The organism is Bradyrhizobium sp. 33ap4 (assembly GCF_032654765.1).
Lineage (GTDB): Bacteria > Pseudomonadota > Alphaproteobacteria > Rhizobiales > Xanthobacteraceae > Bradyrhizobium > Bradyrhizobium australafricanum.
On sequence record NZ_JAUMTJ010000190.1, the window covers coordinates 1 to 985 of the forward strand.

The window sequence follows — 985 nt, forward strand, 5'->3', positions numbered from 1 at the left end:
CTCGCGCACGGAGGCATCCCCGATCTTGCTGATGCGGCCGGTGTAGTCGGTCTCACCGGACTGGTACTTCTTCGGGGTGAGCCCAAAGTGGGCTCCCGTGGCCTTCGAGGAGCGGAAGCGCTTCGGGTCGTCGATCGCCGCGGCATAGGTGAGCGCCACGATCGGACCAACGGACGGCGTTGTCATCAGGAGCTTGGCGGATGGATGCGTCCTGGCGAGCTTCTGGGTGTGCTTGTCCAGGCTCTTGAACTCCCGCAGCAGCACCGCATGGGCTTGGAGCAGCGCCGCCGCGACCAACTCCAGTCCGGGATGGCCGGTCACGAGCTCGCGGATGCGTCCGGCGAACGTGCGCTCGGTGGTCGCACCGACCTTCAGGCCAAAACCGCGAAGTATGCCGCGCAGGCTGTTCTCGACATCGCGAAGCTTGGATTGCAGCAGCTTGCGCGCCGTCAGGATGGCGCGGGTCTCCTGCGCCGCGACCGACTTGCAGTGCACCGGCCGGAACCAGCCGAGCCGCATCAACTGCGCGATCCGGCGGGCATCGTTGCGGTCCGTCTTCACCGGCATCGACTTGAAGGCTTCGCGAACGTGCCGCGTTTCCAGCAGCTCGACCGCAAGCCCTGCGTCTCGCAGACCCGCATACAGCCATTGCGACAAGGGGCCTGCCTCCAGCCCGATCCGTTCCAGTACCAGACCCAGCGACCGGAACCAGGCGATCAGCGCCGCCGGCTCGCTCGCAACCTTCGTCTCGCGCAAAATCTTGCCTGTCCCATCGACAAGGCAAACGCTCGAGCATTCCAAAGACACGTCAATTCCTGCATAGTGGTACATGGTCGTCCCTTAATGATGCTTGGAGCGGGCTTGCCCGACTCCGTTGAACACCATCAGTTTGAGGGACGACCGCCTTCCAACCAACAGGCCGCTCGCGAGCGCGCTTCCAAATTGCGCCGTAGCGAGCGGGCGGCCGGCCCGTTACCCCATCTAC

1 protein-coding gene is annotated in these 985 nt (G+C 64.7%); it reads right to left on the bottom strand.

Going from position 1 to position 985, the window contains the following annotated elements:
* The coding region (locus Q2M23_RS43645) for an IS110 family transposase (protein WP_316399530.1) at window positions 1-831 on the bottom strand (831 nt) is incomplete at its 3' end.
* Window positions 832-985 lie beyond the last annotated feature (154 nt).